The organism is Variovorax sp. P4_B10 (genome assembly GCF_056402375.1).
Map to the genome: position 1 here is coordinate 75,669 of NZ_JBFUHN010000030.1, position 24,963 is coordinate 100,631.

28 protein-coding genes are annotated in these 24,963 nt (G+C 66.9%); 19 read left to right on the forward strand and 9 right to left on the reverse strand.

Annotated elements, in window-relative coordinates:
- Positions 1-14: 14 nt before the first annotated feature.
- Complete coding sequence (kefC, locus tag AC1DXX_RS15845; RefSeq protein ID WP_478135153.1) at positions 15-1,865, reverse strand: glutathione-regulated potassium-efflux system protein KefC; 1,851 nt, start codon at positions 1,863-1,865, stop codon at positions 15-17.
- A 2-nt stretch (positions 1,866-1,867) separates the two neighbouring features.
- The gene (gene kefF / locus AC1DXX_RS15850) at positions 1,868-2,617 is read right to left on the reverse strand and encodes a glutathione-regulated potassium-efflux system oxidoreductase KefF (protein ID WP_478135154.1); all 750 of its coding nucleotides are present in this window, start codon (positions 2,615-2,617) and stop codon (positions 1,868-1,870) included.
- A 65-nt stretch (positions 2,618-2,682) separates the two neighbouring features.
- Here kefF and AC1DXX_RS15855 point away from each other — a divergent pair, with 65 nt between their 5' ends.
- Together AC1DXX_RS15855 and AC1DXX_RS15860 are read left to right on the forward strand one after the other, a co-directional pair.
- Positions 2,683-3,303, forward strand: a complete 621-nt coding sequence (locus AC1DXX_RS15855; protein WP_478135155.1) for a ParA family protein — start codon at positions 2,683-2,685, stop codon at positions 3,301-3,303.
- Between the two features lie 182 nt (positions 3,304-3,485).
- Complete coding sequence (locus AC1DXX_RS15860; RefSeq protein WP_478135156.1) at positions 3,486-3,956, forward strand: MaoC family dehydratase; 471 nt, start codon at positions 3,486-3,488, stop codon at positions 3,954-3,956.
- A 162-nt stretch (positions 3,957-4,118) separates the two neighbouring features.
- Here AC1DXX_RS15860 and trmL read toward each other — a convergent pair whose 3' ends face one another.
- Together trmL and AC1DXX_RS15870 are read right to left on the reverse strand one after the other, a co-directional pair.
- Positions 4,119-4,580 (reverse strand): tRNA (uridine(34)/cytosine(34)/5-carboxymethylaminomethyluridine(34)-2'-O)-methyltransferase TrmL, encoded by a 462-nt coding sequence (trmL, locus tag AC1DXX_RS15865; protein ID WP_478135157.1) that lies wholly within the window; start codon positions 4,578-4,580, stop codon positions 4,119-4,121.
- 152 nt (positions 4,581-4,732) lie between these two features.
- On the reverse strand, positions 4,733-5,446 hold the full coding sequence (locus AC1DXX_RS15870) for a ComF family protein (RefSeq protein WP_478135158.1): 714 nt from the start codon (positions 5,444-5,446) through the stop codon (positions 4,733-4,735).
- A gap of 23 nt (positions 5,447-5,469) precedes the next feature.
- On the opposite strand from AC1DXX_RS15870, the gene AC1DXX_RS15875 reads away from it, so the two are divergent.
- The 8 genes from AC1DXX_RS15875 (at position 5,470) to AC1DXX_RS15910 (ending at position 11,901) form a co-directional block, all read left to right on the forward strand.
- Positions 5,470-6,384 (forward strand): biotin synthase, encoded by a 915-nt coding sequence (locus AC1DXX_RS15875; RefSeq protein WP_478135159.1) that lies wholly within the window; start codon positions 5,470-5,472, stop codon positions 6,382-6,384.
- Between the two features lie 180 nt (positions 6,385-6,564).
- A complete protein-coding gene (locus AC1DXX_RS15880) occupies positions 6,565-7,041 on the forward strand; it encodes a DUF2244 domain-containing protein (RefSeq protein ID WP_206179726.1) in 477 nt (158 codons plus the stop codon).
- Positions 7,042-7,100: 59 nt separating this feature from the next.
- Positions 7,101-8,279: a cytochrome c oxidase subunit II gene (gene coxB / locus AC1DXX_RS15885; protein ID WP_478135160.1), complete on the forward strand. Its 1,179-nt coding sequence runs from the start codon at positions 7,101-7,103 to the stop codon at positions 8,277-8,279.
- A 43-nt stretch (positions 8,280-8,322) separates the two neighbouring features.
- Positions 8,323-9,963: a cytochrome c oxidase subunit I gene (gene ctaD / locus AC1DXX_RS15890; RefSeq protein ID WP_478135161.1), complete on the forward strand. Its 1,641-nt coding sequence runs from the start codon at positions 8,323-8,325 to the stop codon at positions 9,961-9,963.
- A gap of 14 nt (positions 9,964-9,977) precedes the next feature.
- Entirely contained in the window at positions 9,978-10,094 is a 117-nt protein-coding gene (locus tag AC1DXX_RS15895) for a cytochrome oxidase small assembly protein (RefSeq protein ID WP_007836360.1), read from the forward strand.
- Positions 10,095-10,123: 29 nt separating this feature from the next.
- Complete coding sequence (locus AC1DXX_RS15900) at positions 10,124-10,750, forward strand: cytochrome c oxidase assembly protein (RefSeq protein WP_478135162.1); 627 nt, start codon at positions 10,124-10,126, stop codon at positions 10,748-10,750.
- A complete protein-coding gene (locus AC1DXX_RS15905) occupies positions 10,747-10,959 on the forward strand; it encodes a DUF2970 domain-containing protein (RefSeq protein WP_478135163.1) in 213 nt (70 codons plus the stop codon). The genes AC1DXX_RS15900 and AC1DXX_RS15905 overlap by 4 nt, the downstream gene beginning before the upstream one ends.
- 60 nt (positions 10,960-11,019) lie before the next feature.
- Positions 11,020-11,901, forward strand: a complete 882-nt coding sequence (locus AC1DXX_RS15910; protein ID WP_478135164.1) for a cytochrome c oxidase subunit 3 — start codon at positions 11,020-11,022, stop codon at positions 11,899-11,901.
- Positions 11,902-11,975: 74 nt separating this feature from the next.
- Here AC1DXX_RS15910 and AC1DXX_RS15915 read toward each other — a convergent pair whose 3' ends face one another.
- The gene (locus AC1DXX_RS15915) at positions 11,976-12,206 is read right to left on the reverse strand and encodes a twin transmembrane helix small protein (RefSeq protein WP_042582813.1); all 231 of its coding nucleotides are present in this window, start codon (positions 12,204-12,206) and stop codon (positions 11,976-11,978) included.
- Positions 12,207-12,233: 27 nt separating this feature from the next.
- On the opposite strand from AC1DXX_RS15915, the gene AC1DXX_RS15920 reads away from it, so the two are divergent.
- Genes AC1DXX_RS15920 through AC1DXX_RS15945 form a run of 6 tightly spaced genes read left to right on the forward strand, consistent with a single transcriptional unit; the run spans position 12,234 to position 17,352 of the window.
- Entirely contained in the window at positions 12,234-13,076 is an 843-nt protein-coding gene (locus tag AC1DXX_RS15920; RefSeq protein ID WP_478135165.1) for an SURF1 family protein, read from the forward strand.
- The gene (locus AC1DXX_RS15925; RefSeq protein WP_478135166.1) at positions 13,060-13,743 is read left to right on the forward strand and encodes a hypothetical protein; all 684 of its coding nucleotides are present in this window, start codon (positions 13,060-13,062) and stop codon (positions 13,741-13,743) included. The genes AC1DXX_RS15920 and AC1DXX_RS15925 overlap by 17 nt, the downstream gene beginning before the upstream one ends.
- Before the next feature lie 7 nt (positions 13,744-13,750).
- A complete protein-coding gene (locus tag AC1DXX_RS15930) occupies positions 13,751-14,965 on the forward strand; it encodes a COX15/CtaA family protein (protein WP_478135167.1) in 1,215 nt (404 codons plus the stop codon).
- On the forward strand, positions 14,962-15,867 hold the full coding sequence (gene cyoE, locus AC1DXX_RS15935; protein WP_478135168.1) for a heme o synthase: 906 nt from the start codon (positions 14,962-14,964) through the stop codon (positions 15,865-15,867). The genes AC1DXX_RS15930 and cyoE overlap by 4 nt, the downstream gene beginning before the upstream one ends.
- Before the next feature lie 11 nt (positions 15,868-15,878).
- Complete coding sequence (locus AC1DXX_RS15940) at positions 15,879-16,496, forward strand: SCO family protein (protein ID WP_478135169.1); 618 nt, start codon at positions 15,879-15,881, stop codon at positions 16,494-16,496.
- Between the two features lie 13 nt (positions 16,497-16,509).
- On the forward strand, positions 16,510-17,352 hold the full coding sequence (locus AC1DXX_RS15945) for a DNA alkylation repair protein (protein WP_478135170.1): 843 nt from the start codon (positions 16,510-16,512) through the stop codon (positions 17,350-17,352).
- 43 nt (positions 17,353-17,395) lie between these two features.
- Here the strand turns inward: AC1DXX_RS15945 and rpoH are convergent, their stop codons facing one another.
- A complete protein-coding gene (gene rpoH, locus AC1DXX_RS15950) occupies positions 17,396-18,337 on the reverse strand; it encodes an RNA polymerase sigma factor RpoH (protein WP_478135171.1) in 942 nt (313 codons plus the stop codon).
- Between the two features lie 281 nt (positions 18,338-18,618).
- On the opposite strand from rpoH, the gene AC1DXX_RS15955 reads away from it, so the two are divergent.
- The gene (locus AC1DXX_RS15955; RefSeq protein WP_478135172.1) at positions 18,619-19,197 is read left to right on the forward strand and encodes a DUF1003 domain-containing protein; all 579 of its coding nucleotides are present in this window, start codon (positions 18,619-18,621) and stop codon (positions 19,195-19,197) included.
- 78 nt (positions 19,198-19,275) lie between these two features.
- Here the strand turns inward: AC1DXX_RS15955 and AC1DXX_RS15960 are convergent, their stop codons facing one another.
- Together AC1DXX_RS15960 and AC1DXX_RS15965 are read right to left on the reverse strand one after the other, a co-directional pair.
- Positions 19,276-20,400 carry a sensor histidine kinase gene (locus AC1DXX_RS15960; protein WP_478135173.1) on the reverse strand — a complete coding sequence of 375 codons (1,125 nt, stop codon included), beginning with the start codon at positions 20,398-20,400 and terminating at the stop codon, positions 19,276-19,278.
- A gap of 195 nt (positions 20,401-20,595) precedes the next feature.
- Complete coding sequence (locus AC1DXX_RS15965) at positions 20,596-21,060, reverse strand: Mpo1 family 2-hydroxy fatty acid dioxygenase (RefSeq protein ID WP_478135174.1); 465 nt, start codon at positions 21,058-21,060, stop codon at positions 20,596-20,598.
- Between the two features lie 189 nt (positions 21,061-21,249).
- On the opposite strand from AC1DXX_RS15965, the gene AC1DXX_RS15970 reads away from it, so the two are divergent.
- Both AC1DXX_RS15970 and AC1DXX_RS15975 read left to right on the forward strand, forming a co-directional pair.
- Entirely contained in the window at positions 21,250-21,936 is a 687-nt protein-coding gene (locus AC1DXX_RS15970) for a response regulator transcription factor (RefSeq protein ID WP_478135175.1), read from the forward strand.
- Positions 21,937-21,947: 11 nt separating this feature from the next.
- Complete coding sequence (locus AC1DXX_RS15975) at positions 21,948-23,777, forward strand: ATP-binding response regulator (RefSeq protein ID WP_478135176.1); 1,830 nt, start codon at positions 21,948-21,950, stop codon at positions 23,775-23,777.
- Here the strand turns inward: AC1DXX_RS15975 and ftsY are convergent.
- On the reverse strand, positions 23,740-24,960 hold the full coding sequence (ftsY, locus tag AC1DXX_RS15980; protein WP_478135177.1) for a signal recognition particle-docking protein FtsY: 1,221 nt from the start codon (positions 24,958-24,960) through the stop codon (positions 23,740-23,742). The two genes, AC1DXX_RS15975 and ftsY, sit on opposite strands and share 38 nt — an antisense overlap.
- Positions 24,961-24,963: the final 3 nt, after the last annotated feature.

Consider the following 24,963-nt stretch of genomic DNA (forward strand, 5'->3'; position numbering starts at 1 on the left):
GAAACCGGGCTTTTTTACGAATCCGCCTCTTCCTTCTCCTCGAACCGGTCCCAATCGCGCCCAGAGCGGCGCTGCCGCTCCTCACGCTCGCGCGCCATCTGCTCCTCGAACTGCTGGCGGCCTTCCTTGTTGGCCGCGATCAGCTTGGCTCGGTCCTTGTAGTGCGGGTAGATCTCGTCGCCGAGCTTGATGTTCCGCTGCCGGAATCGCATGGTCGATTCGCGGGCTTCGTGCGCCGGCCAGCCCAGCGCCTCGAGCGCCGAGCGGGCGCTGCGCAATGACGACTCGAACACCTCGCGTTCGATGTCCTTCACGCCGCGGTCGCGCAGCTGGAAGAGGTGGGTCACGTTGCGGGCGCGCGCGACGATGCGGGCCTGTGGAAAGTGCTCCGTCACGAGGTCGACGATCTCGAGCGACTGCTCGATGTCGTCCACCGCCACCACGATGGCCTTGGCCGAGCCGGCGCCCGCGGTGCGCAGCAGGTCGAGCCGCGTCGCGTCGCCATAGAACACGCGAAAGCCGAACTGGCGCAGGCCTTCGACGGTGTCGGCATCGTGGTCGAGCACCGTCACGCGCAGGCCCTGCGACATGAGCATGCGGCCGACGATCTGGCCGTAGCGGCCGAAGCCGCAGATCAGCACCTTGGCGTCCTGCTGCTCCGAGATTTCTTCCAGCTGCGGGCCGCTGGAGCGGCTGTAGCGCGGCAGCACGAACTTGTCGAGCAGCACCAGCAGCAGCGGCGACAGCAGCATCGACAGCGCCACCGCGCCGATCAGCAGCGAGGTGGTTTCGGGCGGCAGCACGTCCGGCCCCGCGGCCTGGAACACCACGAACGCGAACTCGCCGCCCTGTGCGAGCAGCAGCGTGAACACCGGCCGCTCCTGGTAGGCCAACCCCATCGCCTTGGCGAGCGCGTAGATCACGGCCAGCTTGACGACCATGAAGCCGACCACCAGCATCGCCATCAGCCCGGGGCTCGCGATCAGCACGCCGAAGTTGATCGACATGCCCACGGCGATGAAGAACAGGCCGAGCAGCAGGCCCTTGAAGGGCTCGATGTCGGTCTCCAGCTCGCGCCGGTATTCGCTTTCCGCCAGCAGCACACCGGCGAGGAAGGCACCCAGCGCCATCGACAGGCCCACGAACTGCATCAGCGCCGCGATGGCTACCACCAGCAGCAGCGCCGCGGCGGTGAAGATCTCGGGCGTGTCGCTGCGCGCGATCCAGCGCAGCAGCGGCCGCAGGGCGAGCCGGCCGCCGAGGATGATGCCGGCGATCACGCCGACGATCTTCAGTGCTTCCAGTGCGCGGCCCAGCCCGCTGAGCGATGGCTCGGCTGCGGTGGCGCCCGCCAGCAACGGCAGCAGTGCCAGGATCGGGATGGCCGCCACGTCCTGGAACAGCAGGATCGAGAAGCCGGCCTGGCCGCTCGGCGTCTTGAGCAGGTTGCGTTCGCCGAACACCTGCAGCGCGATCGCGGTGGACGAGAGCGCGAGGCCGAGCGAGGCCACCAGCGCCACGCGCCATTCGGCGCCCACGGCCCAGCCGACGGCAAAGAGCACGGCGGCGCAGCTCAGCACCTGCGCCGAGCCCCAGCCGAAGATGGGCCGGCGCAGGTTCCACAGGCGCTTGGGTTCGAGCTCGAGCCCCACGAGGAACAGCATCAGCACCACGCCGAATTCGGCGAAATGCAGCACGTCCTCCACGCTGGACACGAGGCCCAGCCCCCAGGGGCCGATGGCGATGCCGGCGACGAGGTAGCCGATGATCGAACCCAGGCCCAGGGCCCTGGAAAGCGGCACCACCAGCACGGCGGCGCTCAGGTAGATCAGGCTGCTGGTCAGCCAGGCGGGTGCGTGTTCCATGCTCAGGCCATGCCTTCTTCGTTGTTCTTTTCTTCGTTGGCGGCGGACATGGAGGCGAGGCCTCGGGCCATCGCGGAGTGGAAGGCGCCGGACGCTGCCTTGCCCATGTCATCGGACTCGGCCGGACGGTCGGTTTCGGGCACGGGGCAGGCCACGCAGGCGTCGAGTTCCTCGAGCTCGGGCCATTGGGGGTAGCTGCCGAGGCGCTGGGCGAAGACGTCGACGTGTGCCGCCACCTCGGCCTCGGCGGCGCTGCGTGCGCCGTGGAAGACCAGCGGCGGCAGGAAGCGCATGCCGCAGAGCGCGGCGGTCTGCTCGTAGGGCGGCAGGAAGGCGTCGAAGAAATAGCGGTGGTAGCTCTGGGGGTGGTAGCTCGGCTCGGGGCTGCCCGTGGTGGCGACCAGCCAGAGGTCCTTGCCCTGCAACGCGGTGCCGCCGGGTCCGTAGGCCCATCCGTAGCTGAGCACGTCGTCGACCCAGAGCTTCTGCAGCGCCGGCATCGAATACCACTGGATCGGGTGCAGCAGCACCACCAGGCTGGCCCTCGCGAGCCGGGCGTGTTCGGCCTCGACGTCGATGGCGAAGTCGGGGTAGCTGCCGTAGAGGTCGTTGACATCGACCCCCGGCACGCCGCGCGCGGCGGCCAGCATCCGCCGGTTCACGCGCGAGTCGCGCCAGTGCGGGTGGGCTGCAAGGACGTAGATGCCCCCGGCGTCGCCGGCGGGGTTTCCCGGGGATGTTGTTGTCGTCATCCCGTGAACATAACGTATGTCCGGGCGACTACCATCCTCCTGTCCCAGCTCTGGAGGAGAACTTCATGCCGGTGGTTCTGGTCGCCAACCCCAAGGGTGGTGCGGGCAAGTCGACGATCGCGACGAACATCGCGGGCTACTTTGCGAGCCGCGGTCATGCCGTGATGCTGGGCGACGTGGATCGCCAGCAGTCCTCGCGGCTCTGGCTCGATCTGCGTCCGCCGATGGCGAGGCCCGTTTCCACCTGGGAGGCGACCGGCGGCAGCACGGTGGTGCGGCCGCCGCGTGGCACCACGCATGCGGTGCTCGACACGCCCGCCGGCCTGCACGGCTGGCGCTTCAAGGAGGTGCTGGCGCTGGCCGACCGGGTGATCGTGCCGCTGCAGCCGAGCATCTTCGACATCTACGCCACCCGCGATTTCCTCGACCGGCTCATGGAGCAGCGCCGCGCGGAGAAGACGCGGATCGGCCTCGTGGGCATGCGCGTGAATGCCCGCACCCTGGCCGCGGACCGGCTGAACGAATTCATTGCGGGGCTCGGCGTGCCGGTGCTGGGCGAGCTGCGCGACACGCAGAACTACGTGCAGCTCGCGGCGCGCGGGCTCACGCTGTTCGACATCGCGCCGGGCCGTGTTCAGCGCGACCTCGAACAATGGCAGCCGATCTGCGAATGGCTCGAGGCCTGAGAAAGCGTGAATAACACGGCCGGGGGCAAGCCCGGAACACCGCGGAACCGGCTTTGCCGGGCCGCTGGTGTTGCCCCCGGTAGGGGGTGGGCGTTGCGACACGAAGTGCGCGCAGCCTGGGGGCGAGCCAATACTCCGGTTGTCGCAAGCCCGACAGCCGCCCCCGCGCCCTTGGCGCCAGAATGCCCCGCATGACCAAAAAGACATTCCAGACCCTTCAGGATCTTGCCGCCTGCGTCGGCCAGGAGGTCGCCGTGAGCGACTGGATCACCATCACGCAGGAGCAGGTCAACCTGTTCGCCGAGGCGACGGGCGACCACCAGTGGATCCATGTCGACGTCGAGCGGGCCAAGGCCGGCCCCTTCGGCGGGCCGATCGCCCATGGCTTTCTCACGCTGTCGCTGCTGCCGCGCTTCTACGAGACCGCGTTCGACGTTGTCGAGTCGCGCATGGGCGTGAACTACGGGCTGAACCGGGTGCGCTTCATGTCGCCGGTACCGGTCGGCAAGCGGCTGCGGGCGCGCATGAAGCTGCTCACCGCGGAGCCGATTGCCGACGACGGCATCCAGATGACCTGGGAAGCCACCATCGAACTCGAAGGCGCGGCCAAGCCGGCCTGCGTCGCCGAGTCGGTGGTGCGCCGCTACCGCTGATCGCGCCTTACATCCGGCGGCCGGCCACTTCGCCGTAGGCGGCGGCGCCTTGCCGGGTGATGCCGAGCGCGCTGGCGCGCACCGCGGCACGGTCGACATGGCCGGCGGTCCGCTGGGCCACGCCGGTGCCACCGTTGCTGATCTGGAGCGGCTGGTGTTCGATCAGCCGAACCCGTTTTGCCGCCAGGCTTCGAACACCGTGACCGCCACGGCGTTCGAGAGATTCAGGCTGCGCTGCCCTTCGCGCATCGGCAGCCGCAGGCGCTGCGGTTCGGCGAAGCTGTCGCGCACCGCGGGCGGCAGTCCGCTGGTCTCGGAGCCGAACACCAGCCAGTCGCCCGGCTGGAAGCGCACGTCGTGCACCGCGCGCGTGCCGCGGGTGGTGAGCGCGAACATGCGCCCGGCGGCCGGTTGTTCCGCATCGATCAGCGCCTGCCAGTCGGCATGGCGCTTCACCTCGGCGTACTCGTGGTAGTCGAGCCCGGCACGGCGCAGCAGGCGGTCGTCCATCGAAAAGCCGAGCGGCTCGACCAGGTGCAGCGTGCAGCCGGTGTTGGCGGCGAGCCGGATCACGTTGCCGGTGTTCGGCGGAATTTCGGGGTGGACCAGGACGATATGGAACATGTGCCGATTGTCATGTCAGTGCGCCACCGCGCTGGCGCATGAAACCGACATGGCCAAGGCCAGGGACACCGCGGAACCGGCTTCGCCGGGCCGCTGGTGTCGCCCCGGCGAGGGGGGCGTAGCGACACGAAGTGCGCGAGGGGGTGTTTCAATCACCTCGGGTCGGTCCGGGCCAGCACGACCGCGGTGATGTGGGCGGCGCCGGCCAGGCGCAGTGCCTCGGCGGCTGCGAACAGCGAGGCGCCGCTGGTCATCACGTCGTCGACCAGCACGATGCGCTTTTCGCGTACCTTTTCCGCGCGCAACGGCTCCACCGCGAAGGCGCCGCGCAGGTTGAGCAGCCGATCGGCCCGCGCCAAGCCGCTCTGGGCCGGTGTTTCGCGCGTGCGCAGCAGCAGCTTCACGTCGGTCTTGGCCGGCGCCATGCGGCGTGCGAGCTCGAGCGCCTGGTTGAAGCCGCGCTCGCGCAGCCGGCCGGGCGCGAGCGGCATCGGCAGCACGATGTCGCATTGCTCCAGCGCCGGCTCCACCCAGGGCGCGCTGCGCAACAGGGTCGCGAAGGGGCCGGCCCAGCCGGCGTCGCCGCGAAACTTGAACCGGGCGATGGCATCGGGCCAGGGCCATGCATAGGTGCAGGCCGCAAGGCAGGCATCGAGCGGCGGCGGGTGCCGCACGCATTCGCCGCATCGCGTCACGCCTTCCGGCACGGGCAGCGCGCAGCCGCTGCAACGCGCGGTCGGCGGGGCGAAACGCGCGACGCAGGCATCGCACACCGGCTGTGCGGGCCAGGCACGGCACACCTGGCACTGGCTGGGCAGCCGTGCGAGCAGCGAGGTGAAAGGCCTCAGGGCCCGATGGCTGAACATGGGCTCAATATACTCACGGCCCCATGGCCACCGACCCCGCAAGAAGACCGCCGACCATCGACCCCACGGCGGCCGCCCGCTGGCGCCGGCTTGCGCCTGCCGAAGGCTCGCCCTGGCTGCACGAGGAAATCGGCCGCCGCATGGAAGACCGGCTGCAATGGATCAAGGCGCAGCCCCGCACCTGGGCCGACTGGGCACCCCTGCGCGGCGGCCTCGAGGCGCACGAACTGTTGGCGCGCCGCTATCGCGATGCCGCTTCCTTCGTGATCGAACCCGAACCGGCCCTGGCCGGCAAGACCGGCGAGGCGCTGGCCGCGCCCTGGTGGAGTGCCCGCCGCTGGCAGGGCGGCAAGGCCCGCTTCGATGCGCCGCCCGAGGACGGCGTGGACCTGCTGTGGGCCAACATGTCGTTGCACATGGCGGCCGACCCCGAGGCGTTGATCGCGCAATGGCACAGGCTGGTCGCGACCGACGGTTTCCTGATGTTCTCCTGCCTCGGCCCCGACACCGTGCGCGAGTTGCGGGCGCTGCATGCGCGGCTCGGCTGGCCCGTGGCGGGCCATGAATACACCGACATGCACGACTGGGGCGACATGCTGGTGCATGCCGGCTTTGCCGAGCCCGTGATGGACATGGAGCGCATCGTGCTGACCTGGGCCACCCCCGAGGCCGCATTGGCCGAATTGCGCACGCTCGGGCGCAACCTGCACCCGGGCCGCTTCCCGGCGCTTCGGGGCAAGGCCTGGCACAGGGCATTGAAGAGCGCACTGCCCGAGCTGGCGCCGGCCGAGGAGGGCGGTGGCCGGATCGCGCTGACCTTCGAGGTGATCTACGGCCATGCGTTCAAGCCGGCGCCGCGCGTTGCGCTGTCGGCCGAGAGCGCGGTCTCGCTGCGCGAGATGCGCTCGATGCTGCAGCGTGGCCGGCCGGGCGCCTGAGCGGCCCGGTTAGTAGTGACCCGTAGGCGTCCCGCCCGGCCCGCGGTCGCCGGTATCTACCCGCTACAATCCGCCGTTGCGTGAAACTCGCGGGTATTGTCCCGCGATCGAGGGGCTGTCTGAACCCGTTGGACAAGGGGTTTTGGCAACCGTCGACGCACCGATTTGCTGAACTCGCCCGTGTCGAATTCCGTGTTTCGTTTTGCCACCGTCTCAGGCCAGAGCATCCACTGGTTCCTGAAGCGGAACTGCTCGGTGACGCCGAGCCAGCTGGGCTGGCTCTACGCCTCGCTGTGCGTGGTATCGCTCGGTATCGGTACGGTGTTCTGGCTGCACGGTGCGCCGCTGGTGCTGCCGTTTGCCTGGCTCGAACTGGCCGCCGTGGGCTTCGCGTTCATGCTGTACGCGCGGCACGCGACCGACGGAGAACGGATCGCGCTGCAGGGCGGGCGGCTGGTGGTGGAGCTCGAGGACGGTGGGCACTACGAACGCACGGAATTTCTTCCGCACCAGGTGCGGATCGAACCGCAGACCAGCGATCGCTCGCTGATCGAGGTCTCGGGACAGGGTCGATCGGTCAGGGTGGGGCGCTATGTACGCCCGGAGTTGCGTGCGGCATTGGCCCGCGAGATTCGCATGGCGTTGCGTGGCGCCTGAGGGGCTCGCGCAGTGCTGCACGGTTGGGTTTGTCGAAAAATTGAAGAAACGTGAACACGATGAAGAGCATTTGGCGCAATAAGTACAGGCCGGCGAATCTGTTGCTGGCGGCCGGCGCGGCTTTCAGCAGCGCGGCGCACGCAGTCAACGATCTGCCCGGCGGCCCCTCGGTGCGTCAGCTGAATCTTCCGGTCGGTGTGACCAAGATCGCGCAGGAGCAGCACCTGCTCCACACGATCATGATGATCCTGTGCACGGTCATCTTCGTCGCCGTGTTCGCGGTCATGTTCTATTCGATCTGGAAGCACCGCAAGTCGGTCGGCCACAAGGCGGCCAACTTCCATGAATCGGTGGTGGTCGAGGTCATCTGGACCATCGTGCCTTTCCTCATCGTGATCGTGATGGCGCTGCCCGCCACCAAGGTGCTGGTGGCCCAGAAGGACACCACCAACGCCGACCTCACGGTCAAGACCACCGGCTACCAGTGGAAGTGGGGCTACGACTACCTGAACGGCGAAGGCGAGGGCCTGGCCTTCATCTCCACGCTCGACAGCTCGCAGCGCGCCATGTCCGATGCAGGCGCCAAGGGCGCGATGCCCGACGACTACCTGCTCAAGGTCGACAACCCGCTGGTCGTGCCGGTCAACAAGAAGGTCCGCATCATCACCACCGCCAACGACGTGATCCACGCGTTCGCGGTGCCGCAGCTCGGCCTCAAGCAGGACGCGATTCCCGGCTTCGTGCGCGACACCTGGTTCCGTGCCGAAACCGTGGGCGACTACTACGGCCAGTGCCAGGAGCTGTGCGGCAAGGAACACGCCTACATGCCCATCCACGTGAAGGTGGTCTCGGCCGCCGACTACACGACCTGGGTGACCACCAAGCGCAAGGAAGCCGCGGCCAAGCTCGACGACCCGACCAAGGTCTGGGCGTTGCCCGAGATGCTGGTGCGCGGCGAGAAGGTCTACGCCGCCAACTGCGCCGCCTGCCACCAGGCCAACGGCAAGGGCGCGGGCCCGATCAAGCCGCTCGACGGCGCCGCGAAGGTGACCGACGCCGACCACAAGGTGCAGCTCACGGTGCTGCTCAACGGCCAGAACAACGGCGCGATGCCTTCCTGGAAGCAACTGAGCGACACCGACCTCGCGGCAGTGGCCACGTACACCAAGAACAGCTGGTCGAACAAGACGGGCCAGCTGGTGCAGCCGGCCGAAGTGCTGGCCCTGCGCGGCAAGTGATACGGCAGCGCCCCGCGAAGAAGAAATTGCAAGGAACAACGAAATGAGTGCAGTCCTCGACCCCCACGGTCACGCAGCCCACGGCGACCACGCACACGACGAGCATCACGACCACCACGCGCCCACCGGCTGGCGTCGCTGGGTGTTCGCGACCAACCACAAGGACATCGGCACGCTCTACCTGCTGTTCAGCTTCACGATGCTGATGGTGGGCGGCGTCCTGGCGCTCCTGATCCGCGCTGAGCTCTTCCAGCCCGGCCTGCAACTGGTGAACCCGGAGCTTTTCAACCAGTTCACCACCATGCACGGCCTGATCATGGTGTTCGGCGCCATCATGCCGGCCTTCGTGGGCTTCGCGAACTGGATGATCCCGCTGCAGGTGGGCGCCTCCGACATGGCGTTCGCGCGCATGAACAACTTCAGCTTCTGGCTGCTGATCCCGGCGGCGCTGATGCTGGTGGGTTCGTTCTTCATGCCCGGCGGCGCACCCGCTGCGGGCTGGACGCTCTACGCGCCGCTCACGCTGCAGATGGGCCCCTCGATGGACGCCGGCATCTTCGCGATGCACATCATGGGCGCCTCGTCGATCATGGGTTCGATCAACATCATCGTGACCATCCTCAACATGCGCGCCCCCGGCATGACGCTGATGAAGATGCCGATGTTCTGCTGGACCTGGCTCATCACCGCCTACCTGCTGATCGCCGTGATGCCCGTGCTCGCAGGCGCCATCACGATGACGCTGACCGACCGCCACTTCGGCACCAGCTTCTTCAACCCCGCAGGCGGCGGCGACCCGGTGATGTACCAGCACATCTTCTGGTTCTTCGGCCACCCCGAGGTCTACATCATGATCTTGCCGGCCTTCGGCATCATCAGCCAGGTCGTGCCTGCCTTCGCACGCAAGCGCCTGTTCGGCTACGCCTCGATGGTGTACGCCACCTCGTCGATCGCCATCCTGTCGTTCATCGTGTGGGCGCACCACATGTTCACGACCGGCATGCCGCTCACCGGCCAGCTGTTCTTCATGTACGCGACCATGCTGATCGCGGTGCCCACGGCCGTGAAGATCTTCAACTGGATCGCGACGATGTGGCAGGGCTCGATGACTTTCGAGACGCCCATGCTGTTCGCGGTCGGCTTCATCTTCGTGTTCACGATGGGCGGCTTCACCGGCCTGATCCTCGCGGTCGCGCCGATCGACACTCAGCTGCAGGACACCTACTACGTGGTGGCCCACTTCCACTACGTGCTGGTGGCCGGCTCGCTGTTCGCCATGTTCTCGGGCTTCTACTACTGGGTGCCCAAGTGGACCGGCGTGATGTACAACGAAACGCGCGGCAAGGTGCACTTCTGGTGGTCGCTGATCTCGTTCAACGTGACCTTCTTCCCGATGCACTTCCTGGGTCTTGCCGGCATGCCGCGACGCTACGCCGACTACCCGATGCAGTTTGCCGACTTCAACGCGCTGGCGTCGGTCGGTGCCTTCTTCTTCGGTTTCGCCCAGCTGTATTTCTTCCTTTTCATCGTGCTGCCCACCATGCGCGGCCAGGGTGAGAAGGCTTCGCAGAAGCCCTGGGAAGCCGCTGAAGGCCTCGAGTGGGAAGTGCCGTCGCCGGCGCCGTTCCACACCTTCGAAACCCCGCCCAAGCTCGACGCGACCGCCACCAAGGTGATCGGCTGATCGACCGCACGACGATGACGACGCCTGAACAAAGAAAGAACAACCGTCGCATGGGGCTCACGCTGGCCTCCATCGCGGTGATCTTCTTCATCGGCTTCATCGTCCGCATGGTCTTCTTCAGCGGTCGTTGACGTCCTCCCGAACGCGAGCATCACGCATCATGAGTCTCGGCCAACGCATCCGTCGCGCCAATGTCCGCATGGTTGGCAAGCTGGCCGTCGTGACCTGCGGCATGTTCGCCTTCGGCTATGCGCTGGTGCCGATGTACCGCGCGATCTGCGAGATGACCGGCATCAACATCCTCGCGCTCTCCGAGCTCGAGGTGCCGGGCGGTGCGAGCGGCGGCAAGAATGTGCGCGTGCCCGACAACACGCAGGTCGACATGACCCGCACGATCAAGGTCGAGTTCGACTCCAACGTGCGTGGCGGCCTCTGGGACTTCAAGCCCGCGGAGCGGACCATCGAGGTGCATCCGGGCCAGCTCAACACCGTGATGTACGAGTTCCAGAACGTGCAGAACCGCCGCATGGCCGCGCAGGCCATTCCGAGCTATGCGCCACAGCAGGCCGCACCGTACTTCAACAAGCTCGAGTGCTTCTGCTTCAACCAGTACACACTCGATCCGGGCGAGAAGAAGCAGTGGCCGGTGGCCTTCGTGATCGACCCGAAGATCTCGAAAGACGTCAAGACCATCACGCTGTCGTACACCTTCTTCGAGGTGGGCGGCAAGACGCCGGCGGCGCCGGTGGCTGCCGTGTCGAATACCGCCAATGAGCCGCGATCGTGACCGCTCCGTCGAACAAACCGAAGGCTTCGCTGTGGGACACGGTGAAGGCGGTGGGCTGGTCGTTTTTCGGCGTCCGCAAGAACAGCGCCTACCAGGAAGACCTGGGCAAGCTGAACCCGCTGCACATCATCGCAGTGGCGTTCGTCGCAGTGATCGTCTTCGTCGTCGGGCTGATACTGCTGGTGCGCCATGTGGTTGCCGGTGCCTGACGAAACCCACGACAAGCAGAATCCATTGAATCGAGAGAAGAAAGAAAGCCAGGAGCTGATATGAGTTCAACCACCCACGGCACCACGCCCTACTACTTCGTGCCCGGACCATCGGCCTATCCGGTCATGGCCGCGACCGGCCTGTTCTTCGTGATCCTCGGTGCAGCTCAGTGGATCAACGGCCACGAGTGGGGCGCCTGGTCGCTGCTGGCCGGCATGCTCGGCTGGCTCGGCACGCTCTTCGTGTGGTTCCGCGCCGCTATCGGCGAAAGCGAAGGCGGGCAGTACGGCCACAAGGTCGACCTCTCGTTCCGCTGGAGCATGAGCTGGTTCATCTTCTCCGAAGTGATGTTCTTCGGCGCCTTCTTCACCGCGCTGTGGTGGGCCCGCACCCATTCGCTGCCGGCGCTCGGCAGCCTGGACAACGCGATCCTCTGGCCCGACTTCAAGGCCGTGTGGCCCAGCGCCGCCGCCGGCGTGACCGGTTCGCCGGCCGGTATCGTCGAGCCGTTCCAGACCGTCGGTCCGTTCTGGCTCCCCACGATCAACACCGCGCTGCTGCTGAGCTCGGGCGTGACGCTCACCATCGCCCACCACGCGCTGCGTGCCGGCCATCGTGCGCAGACCATCCGCTTCATGTGGCTCACCGTGCTGCTCGGCATGCTCTTCCTGGGCGTGCAGGGCTACGAATACCACCACCTGTACACCGAACTGAACCTGAAGCTCAGCTCGGGCGCCTACGGTTCGACCTTCTTCATGCTGACCGGCTTCCACGGCCTGCACGTGTTCATCGGCATGCTGATGCTGCTGTTCATCACCCTGCGCTTGCAGAAGGGGCATTTCACGCCCGAGCGCCACTTCGGCTTCGAAGGCGCGGCATGGTACTGGCACTTCGTGGACGTGGTGTGGCTGGGTCTCTACACGCTGGTCTACTGGCTTTGAGCGAACCTCGCGGCATTCCGGAAAAAAGGCGCCGTAAGGCGCCTTTTTCATGGTTCTCGTGGAACGAGCACCATCTACTTGCCGAGCGGGAGCCCGGTGGGCTGGATGTAGCCGAGTTTCCAGGCGAGCAGCATGCAGAGGAACAAAAACACCGAGAGGCCGATCCGAAAGGTGAGCGCGCGCGCCATGCCGCCGCTCTTGGCGCGCCCGTTGCGACCGTCCTTCAGCATGAAGTACAGCGCAAAGGCGAGGCTCGCGAAGATGCCCACGAAGACCAGGGCGACGAAATATTTCATGACCCGCATTATCGGCCGCACGCCCCGTTCTCTCCAGTGACCCCCGAACCCCTGAACACCGCCGCGCCACCTCGTCGTGGCCGCCGCGGCCGCTTCTGGCTCCTTACCGTCGCGGCCATCCTGGCGGTGGCCGCCACCGTCTCGCTGGGCCGCTGGCAGCTCTCGCGCGCCGCGCAGAAGGAGGCGCTGCAGGCCAGCATCGATGCCCAGAAGCAGAAGCCGGCGCTCGATCAGGCGGCGTTCCTGGCGCTCGAGAAGGCCACCGACTCGCTGCACCGGCCGGTGCGCCTGCGCGGCCTCTGGCTCACGCCGCAGACGGTCTACCTGGACAACCGCCAGATGCATGGCGTGCCGGGCTTCTATGTGCTGACGCCCTTTGCCCTCGAAGGCACCGAGCAGGCGGTCATGATTCAGCGGGGCTGGGTGCAGCGCAATTTCGTCGACCGGACCCAGCTGGGCGCGGTCGAGACACCCGCCGGCATCGTCGAGGTCACGGGCCTGATCGAGCCGCCTCCGAGTCATCTGCTCGAACTGGGCACACCGGCTGCCGCCGCGCCGGCCCCTGCTGCGTCCGCGGCCGCCCCGGCACCGGCCGCCGAGGGGTCTTCGCCCATCCGGCAAAATCTCGACCTGGAGGCATTCCGTGCCGAGACCAAGTTGCCGCTGCGAACCGACGTGTCGCTGCAGCAGACCGGGCCGGCCTCCGAGGGCCTGCAACGCGACTGGCCGGCCCCAGCGCTGGGCTTGGAGAGGCACTACGGTTATGCATTCCAGTGGTTCGGCCTTTCGGCCCTCGTCGTCATCCTCTATGTCTGGTTCCAATTCATCACCCCCTTCCGCCGCTCACGGCGCCGTGCACGCGATGAACGCCGCCTCTGACGAACCGCTGGGCCTGACGGTGCACTCGATGCCGTCGCCCAACCAGGCGCTCGATGGCGCCGAGGGACGGCGCACGGTCGTCGGGCGCTGGAAGATGATCGCCGTGATGCTGATGTGCGCGGCACCGGTGATCGCCTCGTACTTCACTTACTACGTGATCCGCCCCGAAGGCCGCAGCGTCTACGGCGTGCTGATCGATCCGCAGCGCGAGCTGCCCAAGCTGGCCGCCACCGACCGCAACGGCGCACCGGTCGACATCGCGACGCTCAAGGGCCAATGGCTGCTGGTCGCCGTGGCCGATGCGGCCTGCGATGCGCTGTGCGAGCAGCAGCTCTACCTGCAGCGGCAACTCCGCGAAAGCCTGGGCCGCGAAAAAGACCGCATGGACCGCGTCTGGCTCGTGAGCGATGCGGCGCCTGTGCCCGAGCGCCTGAACAACGGCCTGCATGGCGCGACGGTGCTGCGCGTGCCGGCCGACCAGTTGGCCAAATGGCTCGCGCCCGTTTCGGGCCACGCCCTCGCTGAGCATCTCTACGTGGTCGACCCGATGGGCAATTGGATGATGCGTTTCCCCGCGCGCATGGACGCCGCGGGCGCGAGCCGCGCCAAGCGCGACATCGACCGCCTGCTGCGCGCTTCGTCGTCCTGGGACGAGCCTGGCCGCTGATTGCCCCATGGATACGAGCGCGCTCTACGACCTCACACCGATCGCCTGGCTGATGGCGGCCGGCGTGCTGATCGCGCTCGGGCCGCTGGTCTGGGTGTGGCGCCGCAATGCGGGGTTGGGCCCGGCGCGGCGGCTGCACGCGCTGACGGTGCTCACGCTGTTCCTCACCTTCGACCTCACGCTGTTCGGCGCCTTCACGCGCCTCACCGATTCGGGCCTCGGTTGTCCCGATTGGCCCGGCTGCTACGGCAACGCCAGCCCGGCCGGCGCGCGGCACGAGATCGCGATGGCGCAGGCGGCCCAGCCCACGGGCCCGGTCACGCACAGCAAGGCCTGGGTCGAGATGGTTCACCGCTATCTCGCAACCGGGGTCGGTGTGTTGATCCTCGCGCTGGCGGGCGCGACCTGGATCGTGCGCAGGCGGCAGCAGCGCTTGCCCGCGCCGCAGGCCGATGGCGATCACGCCACGCTCAGCGCATGGTGGCCTGCGGCGACGCTGGCCTGGGTCTGCCTGCAGGGCGCTTTCGGTGCGATGACCGTCACCTGGAAGCTCTTTCCCGCGATCGTCACGCTGCACCTGCTCGGCGCCATCGTGCTGCTCGCGTTGCTGTGCATCCAGGCGGTCCGCTATCGGCAGGTGGCCGCAGACCGCTTGCCGACCCCGGTGTCGCCGGCCCTGCGCAACGGATTGATCGCAACCACCGTGCTGCTCGTGCTGCAGATCGCGCTCGGCGGCTGGGTCAGCACCAACTACGCGGTGCTGGCCTGCACGCAGTTTCCGACCTGCCAGGACAGTTGGTGGCCGGCGATGAATTTCGTGCAGGGTTTCGAGATCTGGCGCCACCTCGGCGTGACCGGCGACGGCCAGCCGCTCGATTTCTCCGCGCTCACGGCCATTCACTATGCGCATCGGCTGACGGCCTATGCGGTGTTCATCGCCCTGGGCGTGCTTGCCTGGCATCTGCGCCGCACCGAGTCGCTGCGCCCGCAGGCCCGCTGGCTCGCGGGCCTGGCGCTGCTGCAGCTCGCCACCGGCCTCGGCAATGTGCTGCTTGGCTGGCCCCTGGCCGCGGCCGTGCTCCACACCGGCGGCGCCGCGGCGCTCGCCGTGGTGCTCACCTGGGCGCTCTGCGAGAGCCGCCGCGAAGCCGTGGCGACCGTGACCGTGCGTGCCGACGACAATGCACGCGGTACCCCCAACCCGAAGAAAGCCGCCGCGTGAGCACCCCGATCCCCGTTCAGCAAACCAGCACCGCGAACGTGCTGCGCCAGTTCTACGCGCTGACCAAGCCGCGCGTGGTGCAGCTGATCGTGTTCTGCGCGCTGATCGGCATGGTCCTGGCCGTGCCCGGCGTGCCTTCGTGGGCCGACGTGCAGCGCGGGGTGCTGGCCTGCATCGGCATCTGGCTGGTGGCCGGTGCCGCGGCGGCGTTCAACTGCCTGGTCGAGAAGGGCATCGACGCCAAGATGAAGCGCACCGCCTGGCGCCCCACGGCGCGCGGCCAGCTCAGCGACATGCAGGCGCTGGTGTTCTCGGCACTGCTGTGCGGGGCCGGTTCGGCGCTGCTGTGGTTCACGGTCAACCCGCTCACGATGTGGCTGACCTTCGCCACCTTCGTCGGCTACGCGGTGATCTACACCGTGATCCTCAAGCCGCTGACGCCGCAGAACATCGTGATCGGCGGCGCCTCGGGCGCCATGCCGCCGGTGCTCGGCTGGGCCGCGATGACGGGCGACGTCGGCCCCGAGGCGCTGATCCTCTTCCTCATCATCTTCCTGTGGACGCCCCCGCACTTCTGGGCGCTGGCGCTCTACCGCGTCGAGGACTACCGCAAGGCCGGGCTGCCGATGCTGCCCGTCACGCACGGCAACGAGTTCACCCGGTTGCAGGTGCTGCTCTACACCTTCATCCTGTTTGCGGCCTGCCTGATGCCCTTCATCTACGGCATGAGCGGCTGGCTGTATCTTGCCGTTGCCGTTGCGGTGAGCGTCGGCTTCACGGGCTACGCCTTCGCGCTCTGGCGCAACTACTCCGACACGCTGGCGCGCAAGACCTTCCGGTTTTCGCTGATCCACCTGAGCGTGCTGTTCGCGGCGCTGCTCGTCGACCACTACCTCCATTGAATACCGTCCCCATGAACAAGCGCAACGCTCTCAAACTGATCGCCGGAACCGCCGGCTGGATGGGCGCGGCGGCGGCTCTGGGCGTGGGGCTTTCGGCCTGCAGCGAAGCCAGGCCGAGTTTCAATGCGGTCGACATCACGGGCGCCGATTACGCCAGGGATTTTTCGCTGAAGGACGCCGACGGCAAGGTCCGCACCATGGCCGACTTCAAGGGCAAGGTGGTCGTGCTGTTCTTCGGCTACGCGCAGTGCCCCGATGTCTGCCCGACCACGATGACCGAGATGGCGCAGGTCAAGCAGCAACTCGGCAAGGACGGCGACAAGCTGCAGGTGCTGTTCGTCACGGTCGATCCGGCGCGCGACACGCCCGAAGTGCTCAAGGCCTACATGGGCGCGTTCGACCCGACCTTCGTGGCGCTGATCCCGACGCCCGACGAACTCACCGCGACCGCCAAGGACTTCAAGGTCTACTTCAAGAAGGTCGATGGCAAGACGCCGACCAGCTATTCGATGGACCATTCGGCCGCGAGCTTCGTCTACGACCCCCAGGGCCGGCTGCGGCTCTATGCGCGCTATGGCGCCGGCGTGCCATCGATGCTGTCGGACCTGAAGGCGTTGCTCAGTTCCTGAGGAGGGCCGGCCCGTGGATGCCGTTGTTGCCGTTGTCGCCCCGGTCGATCACCTGAAGGCGCGCAAGGGCGCCTTTCGCATTGCGCTGATCCCGCCCGAGGTGCTGCGCGCCCTCAACGACGGGCTGCTCGAGACCGTCAACCTCAACGAGTTCATGGCGCTCGAGTTGCCGCAGCTGGCGCGCAGCGTGGCCGGCCACATCGGCCTCGACGCGGCGAGCGAGCGGCTGGTCGACACGCTCGCCATGCTCGGGGCCTTCAAGCCGATGCAGCGGCACAGCCACATTGCGCGTGCGCTCTATGACCTGACGGCGCTGCATGCCGAGCGCGATGCCGTCGCGCACCGGCTGGCCACGCATGCGAGCGACGTGGCGCGCTGCTGGGCAGCGCAGTGGGTCACGCTCTCCGGACTGTCTTTGCCTGCGCAGCTGGACGCCGTGCGCCGCTTCGCCGCCGATCCGCATTTCGGCGTGCGCGAGATCGCCTGGATGGCGGTGCGCGATGCGGTCATCGCCTCGCTGGACGAAGCGCTGGCGCTGCTGCAGCCATGGGTGACCGATGCCGACCCGAACATCCGCCGCTTCGCCAGCGAACTCACGCGTCCGCGCGGCGTGTGGTGCGCGCAGATCGAGGCGCTCAAGGCCGAGCCATGGCGCGCCTTGCCGCTGATCGAGCCGCTGCGGGCCGACAGCAGCCGCTATGTGCAGAACTCGGTCGCGAACTGGCTCAACGACGCCAGCAAGACGCAGGGGGAATGGGTCGAGACGCTGTGCACGCGGTGGCTCGCGGAATCCGATGCGGACGCGACGCGGTACATCGCGAAGCGGGCCTTGCGGACCCTGTCCAAAGCGCCATGAAAAAAGCCCGGCATTGCCGGGCTTCCTGGGGGGCGGGGACGGCTTACGCGTAGTCCGCCAGCGCCTTCTTCATCTTCTTCATTGCAGCGACTTCGATCTGGCGGATGCGCTCGGCGCTCACGCCGTACACCGCAGCCAGGTCGTGCAGCGTCATGCCGCCCGAACCGTCGTCGTTGACCTTGAGCCAGCGCTCTTCCACGATGCGGCGGCTGCGGTCGTCCAGCGCTTCCAGCGCGGTGGCGATGCCGTCGCTCGACAGGCGGTCGCGCTGCTGCGATTCGAGCAGGGCGGTCGGTTCCTGCGTGGCGTCGGCCAGGTAGGCGATCGGGCCGAAGGCTTCGTCGCCGTCGTCCGACGGGCCCGGGTCGAGCAGCACGTCGCCGCCCGACAGGCGGGTTTCCATCTCCAGCACTTCTTCGGGCTTGACGTTGAGCCGGGTCGCCATTTGCGACACCTCGTCGGGGCTCAGCGTGTCGCGGTGCGTGCCGTTGTCGGCCGCGGCCGAGTCGGCCTTGAAGCCCTGCTTCATCGAGCGCAGGTTGAAGAACAGCTTGCGCTGGGCCTTGGTCGTCGCGACCTTGACCATGCGCCAGTTCTTCAGGATGTACTCGTGGATCTCGGCCTTGATCCAGTGCATGGCGTAGCTCACCAGCCGCACGCCCTGGTCGGGGTCGAAACGCTTCACGGCCTTCATCAGGCCGACGTTGCCTTCCTGGATCAGGTCGCCGTGCGGCAGCCCGTAGCCCAGGTATTGGCGGGAGATGGAGACGACCAGGCGCAGGTGCGACAGGATCAGCGCACCGGCGGCGTCGAGGTCGTTCTGGTCGCGCAGCTTGCGTGCGAAGCCCTGCTCTTCTTCGAGCGTGAGCAACGGCAGGCGGTTGGCGGCCGAAATATAAGCATCCAGGTTACCCAGCGGGGGCACCATCGACCATGGATTGGCGACGGCCAGCTGGTTGGCAGAGGCTCCAGACAGGGATGTCATCAGGGGAAACTCCTTTGTGTGGGTCATATTAGCACTCGGTTAGAGGGAGTGCTAAACCAAGGGTTCCTTTGAGTTTCTATCGAGCCGATAGCCGCAGACTGTCGCCGGTCGGATCTCACTGACTCCTGAACGGAAGCCGACCGGGCCAGATGTCGAGGGGAACGTGGGGCGCGTTGGTGCGGAAATCAACCCACGAGCACGGAAATCCAGGCCAGATCGACCAGAATGCCCCTCTCACACGACGCCGTCTCCTTCCGCGCGCTCAAGATCAGGAGGTCTTCATGCATCAACCTGACGAAATCGCCAAGAGGCTGCTGGGCGCACCCTACGAAGCACTGGACGAGGCGGCCAAGAAGGTCGCGCGGCATGTTGCGGCGCGGACTCACATCGCGCACAACGTCGCCACAGACCTCACGGCCAGGGAGCGCCCCTTCGGCCAGCGTGCGGCGGACGCCGTGGCCTCGTTTGGAGGCTCCTGGACGTTCGTGGGACTTTTCGCCGCAACGATGCTCCTGTGGGTTGTTCTCAACGCCATCCTGTTGGCCGGCGGCGGAAAAACCTTCGATCCCTACCCCTACATACTGCTCAATCTCTTCCTGTCCATGCTGGCGGCCATTCAGGCGCCGATCATCCTGATGTCGCAGAACAGGCAGTCCGAGAAGGATCGCGCGAGCGCAGACCACGACTACGAGGTCAATCTGAAGGCCGAACTGGAGATCATGCTGCTTCACGAAAAAATCGATCTGCTGCGGGAGAAGCAGTGGGCGGAATTGCTGGAAATCCAGAAGAAGCAGCTGGAACTCTTGACTGCGCTGGCGCCAGCGTCGCTCTCACCTGAATCCGGGAGGAATGCATCATGAGCAACGGATGCGCCAATCACCGCGCGCAGGATTTTTCGTTGGGGAGTCGTTCGGGATTCGAGAAAACCGGAGTGCCCGTCACTGGATCGAGTGGCGCGGCAGGCAAATGGTGAAAACGCAGCCGGTGCCTGGCACATCCCGGGCAGTCAGGGTGCCGAGGTCGGCCTCGACGCTTTGGCGCGCGATGGAAAGACCCAGGCCAAGACCCGTCTTGTCATGACTGTGCTGATTGAAGGGCGCGAACATCTTGTCGGCGCTCCCGGGTGGCAGCCCTCCGCAGTGATCTTCGACTTCGATCAGTACCTGCCCGCCAATGGCATACGCCTTCAAGGCGACATCGGTGTGGGGATGCGTGAACTTGAATGCGTTCTGCAGGAGGTTTGCCAATGCGGCGAGCAGCAGTTCGCGATTTCCACGGATGGCCAGGAGGGCGTCGACGGGCGGCACCTCGAAGACGCAACCTGCGGCGCTTGCAATGAGCTGGGCCGCGGTTTCGGCGTCGTGAATGAACGAGGCGACGGAAAATGTCTGCCGTTGTTCAGGCAGGCCACCGCGCACCTCGGCGAGCGCCCGGCTGATCAAGGTGCCCATCGCGGACAGGCTGCGCTTCAGGACGGTCCCGGTGGCGCCGCTCACTGCCATGTTGCCGAGTTCGAGAGCGTGGATCGCAAGGGTTGCCGTGCCCAGAGAATTGCGCAGCTCGTGAACCAGGAATCCGAAACGCTCGCTTGCGTCGAGACTCTGCTGACGGGCAATTTGCGTATCCCGCTGGAAACTGAACTCGGTGACGGCGTCTGCAATGGCGTTGTCCAGGCACCGGTTCAACGTCCGGAATTCCGCGACAGCGAACGGGGCGTCGCGTTCGAAGGCCAGGTCCGTGATCGCCTGGCAAAGGTCGCCGTAGTCGTGAACGACCTGGTCCACCGTGTACCCCAGCTTCAGCAACTCCTTGCCATGGGCCGTAGCGGCCACTCCCATTTCCGACAAGGCCAATGAATCTCCCCCTGAGGGCCCAGAGATTCGGATGCTGTCCGCAGGATTGTCAGTTTCTTCCGCCGCAAGGGTTCGTATCAATTGCCCAAGGAACAGCGGTATGCCGTTTGCCAATTGTTGTTCGGTCGCGGCACGCCGGGGTCTCTGCGCAACCTTCGATTTGCACCGTGAAATCAACTCTTCCCGGTTGTTGGTGAGAAAGTTGCGCATAGTCCGGGACCTCAACGGCTTTCGCCTGATTCATTCAATGAATGCCGCCAGCCTTTGCTTCGAAGGCGCGCTGCGCCATCGTTGGCTGTCAAGGGGGAACAGTCTGTGCGATGGCGCACATACGCGCCGTCCAGCGCTCGACTTCGGCGCAATGGCCGCAGCGCTCCGGCATTGTCCGGCCGGTTGGTCGAAAAACTACCAGCGAACGCCCAGCTTCACGAAAAGCTTCGACAGAACGAACAAGGGCCCGACCCAGAGGTACTGGATATCTTCGAAGAACGAAGGTTTCTTGCCCTCGATCTTGTGGCCCACGAACTGGAAAATCCAGGCCACCACAAAGATGGCAGCTGAAATCGGCAAGACAAGGCCGTCCATCGCATGCACCAGCGCCAGCGCCAGCACGGTGAGGGCGAACATGGTCAGCAGGAAGGCCGGGGCGCGCAGCAGGGCGTAGTAGACGAGGCTGGCGGCCACGAAGACGTAGGCCACCCAGGGATGGAGCGCGAAGAGCAGGCCGACGATGCTCAGCATGATCGCCGGGATGGCCACGAAGTGGATCAGCTCGTTGGTCGGGTTGCGGTGGCTTTCCTCGTAGTGGGCGAGCAGGCGGTCGACCTTGCGGTCGCTCGATGCCAGTGGAGCGGCAGCGGTATCCATCATGGTGAGTCTCCGGAGGCGCCGTGCGGTGCGGCGAGACTTCGATGGTGCCACGGCGGCTGGTGATGGCAAGTGCCACTGGAAAAGTAGCAATTCCGGCCCTCTGGGCGTGTCGTGGCATGACTTTGGGCACTGTTTCCGTATCTTTGCGCCGCTAAGATCAAACGCGTGGCTCCCTTCGATTCCTCTTCCATGCCTTCGCCCGTGACAGCGGGGGCCGGCCTGCCCACCCGCGTACCGACCGCGATCCTGGTCGTGGACGATCACGACCTGCTTCGGCTGGGGGTCTGCGCACTGGTGCAGGCGCAAGCCACCTCCGCCGGCGCGCGCATCGAGGTCTTCGAGGCCGGCAACGTCGCCGATGCTCTCGCGCTGTACGCGACCCACCAGGCGTCGATCGGCCTCGTTCTGCTGGACCTGGCGCTGCCCGACACCCATGGCCTGAGCGGCCTGGCCGAGTTCCGCCTGCGTTTCCCCGCCGCGCGCATCGTCGTGCTGTCCGGCACCGGCAACAGCACGCTGGCGCAGGGCGTGCTTGCCCTGGGGGCCAGTGCCTTTCTTCCCAAGTCGGCCGACCTGAAGGAAGTGGTGAGCTTCATCCGCGCCTGCGGCCTGCTCGACCCCGGTGCGGCGGACAACCCGCCTCCGGCCGTGCCGAAGGCGCTCACCGGTTACGCCGAGTTCGCCCATGCCAGCGCCTGGCAGGAGCTCACGCCGCGCCAGATGCAGGTGCTGCAGTGGGTGCTCGAAGGCAAGGCCAACAAGGAAATCGCCCAGCTCGCGAACCTGAGCGAGGGCACGGTGAAGAACCATGTCTCGACCATCCTGCTGCTGTTCGGCATGCGCTCGCGCGCCCAGTTGATCAGCACCCTGCATTGAACGGGCCGGCCTTGGCGTCGAACGATCCGCACGCCGATCACGCCCTCGGCCAACGGGTCCTGCGGGAGCACGTCGCCTCGGTGTACGACACCTACGGCGCCTCGACGCTGACCCACATGGCGTTCGTGGTGATCTTCGGCTGCATCATCTATTCGCAGCTGGGCAATCCGAGCCTGCTGTTCTGGCTGGGCGGCCTGATGATGGCCGACATCTACGTCTTCTTCACGCCGCGCTGGACCCCCTCGCGGCCCGCCCGGGAGAGCGCGTACTGGGCGCGGAAGATCTCCCGCATGGTCACGCTGGTCAGCATGATCACGGCAGTGGTGCCCTGGCTCATCGTGCCGTACGACAACCTGCCGATGACCTCGCTGCTGATGGCGGTGATCGTGGGCAGTTGCGCCCGGGCGTCGCAGTCGCTCTGGCCGCTGAAATCGGCGCTGTTCGGCTACACGCTGCCCATGTCGCTGGGCCTGATCACCGCGCTGGCGTGGCAGGGCGATGGCCTGCATCTCTTTCTGGCCACGGCCGGCGCGGCCTACCTGCTGCTGACCTTGCGTGCGGGCATCGGCCAGCACAAGCTCTTGACCGAATCGCTCATGCTGCGCTTCGAGAACGAGGCCCTGGCCGCCCGGCTCGGCGAACAGATCGCCGCCACCGAGCGCGCCAGCGAGGAGAAAACCCGCTTCCTCGGCACCGCGAGCCACGACCTGCGCCAGCCGCTGCATGCCATCGCGCTCTTCGGCGCCGCGCTCGAGAACGAGCTGCGCGACCGTCCCGAAGGCCGCAATGCCGAGCGCCTGATGCGCGCGGTGAATGCGCTGGGAGCCTCGCTCGACACCATGCTCGACGTCTCGCGGCTCGATGCCGGCGTGATCACCCCGGCGCCGCAGCCGGTCCAGCTGGACGCGTTGTTCCTGCCGCTCAACCACACCTTCTCGGCACGGGCCGAGCAGAAGCAGTTGCAGCTGCGCGTGCGTGCCAGCGGCCTGTGGGTCCACAGCGACCCGCAGTTGCTGCACCGCATGCTGTCGAACCTGATGGACAACGCGCTCAAGTACACCGCGCAGGGCGGCGTGACGGTGATGGCGCGCGAGCGCGGCGACGCGGTGTGGGTCGAGGTGCGCGACACCGGCATCGGCATCGCGCCCGAGCAGTCGGGCCGGATCTTCGAGGAGTTCTACCAGGTCGACAATCCCGGCCGCGACCGCTCCCGGGGGCTCGGCATCGGCCTGTCGATCGTGCAGCGGCTGTCGCGCCTGCTCGGCCATCCGGTGCAGATGCATTCGCGTCCGGGGCGGGGCACGCACTTTCGTGTCGTGCTGCCGGCTGTCGAAGCGCAGAGCGGAGGGCTGGCCCCGTCGTTTCCGCCCGAAGTCGCCGAAGTGCAGGAGCAGCAGCGCAGCGTCATGCCGGTCCTGCCCGGTCGGGTGCTGCTGCTGGACGACGAGCTCGAGATCCGCGAGGCCATGAAGGGGTTGCTGCGTTCCCACGCGATCGACGCGCACGCCGTGGCCGACGAGGCCGGCGCTGCGGCGGCCCTGCGGAAGGCCCACGGGGAGGGGCGTCCCTTCGATCTGCTGTTGTGCGACTACCGCCTGGCCGACGGCGTCGACGGGCTCGACGCCGGATTGCGCCTCAGCCAGGGACAAGGCGAAGGCGCCGGGGCTCCAATTCCGCTGCTGTTGATCACGGGGGAAACTTCACCCGACCGCCTGCAGCGGGTGCGGGAGTCGGGGGTGCAGGTGTTGTTCAAGCCGGTGGTTGCGGCTGTGCTGCTCCAGGCGATGGCCGCTTCTTTTTTGTCTATCCGAGCAGCGCCTGCGCGAACTCGCGCGCGTTGAAGGTCTCGAGGTCTTCGAGCTTTTCCCCCACGCCGATGAAGTAGACCGGAATCGGCCGCTCGCGCGCGATGGCGCAGAGCACGCCGCCCTTGGCCGTGCCGTCGAGCTTGGTCACGACCAGGCCGGTGAGGCCCAGCGTCTCGTCGAAGGCCTTGACCTGCGCGAGCGCGTTCTGCCCGGTGTTGCCGTCGATCACCAGCAGCACCTCGTGCGGCGCCGTGGCGTCGGCCTTGGTGACGACGCGCTTGATCTTTTTCAGCTCGTCCATCAGGTGCAGCTGCGTCGGCAGCCGGCCGGCGGTGTCGACCAGCACCACGTCCTTGCCGCGCGCCTTGCCGGCATTCACCGCGTCGAAGCTCACGGCCGACGGATCGCCGCCTTCCTGGCTCACGATCTCGACCGTGTTGCGGTCGGCCCAGACCAGCAGCTGCTCGCGCGCCGCTGCCCGGAAGGTGTCGGCCGCGGCCAGCAGCACCGAGGCGCCTTCATTGGCGAGGTGCTTGGTGAGTTTGCCGATGGAGGTGGTCTTGCCCGCGCCGTTGACGCCGGCCACCATGATCACGGTAGGCGTGAACTGGCCGATGACCAGCGGCTTCTCGAGCGGCTTGAGCAGGTCGGCGACGGCGTCGGCCAGCAGCAGCTTCACCTGCGCCGCATCGGTGGCCATCTGGCGCTTGACGCGGCCCCGCAGGTCGTCGAGCAGGAATTCGGTCGCCTTGACGCCGGTGTCGGCCATCAGCAGGGCGGATTCGAGCTCCTCATACAGCGCATCGTCGATCTGTGCATTGACGAACACGGCCTGGATGCCGGTGCCGGTCTTGCGCAGGCCGGTCTTGAGCTTGTCGAGCCAGCCTTTGCGCTCGGCGGCCGCCGCCGCTTCGCTGATGGGCGTCGGGACAGGGGCAGGGGCCGGGGCCGGAATGGGTGCCGGTGCCGGTGCCGGGACTGGCGCAGGCGCCGGGGAGGGCGTTTGCGGCGCAGCCGGGGCCTCGACCACCGCAGGCGCTTCGGCCGGCGCGGGCGGCGTCTCTTCGGCCGCAGGCTTCGCGCCGAACCAGCTCGAAGGCGAGAACACCGAGCGTGCCGGGGCAGGCTCGGCAGCAGGTGCGGGTGCGGGTGGCGGGGGAGGCGCCGGCGCGACCGGGGTTTCGGCAGGCGGTTTTTTCTTGAAGAAACTGAACATCAG